Raw genomic sequence first — 264 nt, forward strand, 5'->3', positions numbered from 1 at the left:
CAGCATGTCGCGACGTCGAAGATACAGGTCAGCGATCTGCTCAACGACCTGGTCATGGTCGCCCCCCACAAGTCGGATCGTGCCGTCCTTGCGCTTCATGTCGATGGCTTCACGCGCCCGGGCGATATCGGCTTTCTTCTGCTCGTCCTCGGTCTGGCTCAGATCACGGCCAGGACTGCGGAACATGCTGGCGATCTGCCGACCACGCGCGGACTTCTGGCGGATCGTGCTCAACAGCTCCGGACGCGCCTCTTTGGGCATAAC

The 264-nt window shown here is 62.1% G+C and carries 1 protein-coding gene; it reads right to left on the minus strand.

Going from position 1 to position 264, the window contains the following annotated elements:
* The coding region (locus R5H23_RS17015) for a hypothetical protein (protein ID WP_317216150.1) at nucleotides 1–186 on the minus strand (186 nt) is incomplete at its 3' end.
* Nucleotides 187–264: the final 78 nt, after the last annotated feature.

This window comes from Gluconobacter sp. GP1, from assembly GCF_032913585.1.
GTDB classification, from domain to species: domain Bacteria; phylum Pseudomonadota; class Alphaproteobacteria; order Acetobacterales; family Acetobacteraceae; genus Gluconobacter; species Gluconobacter cerinus.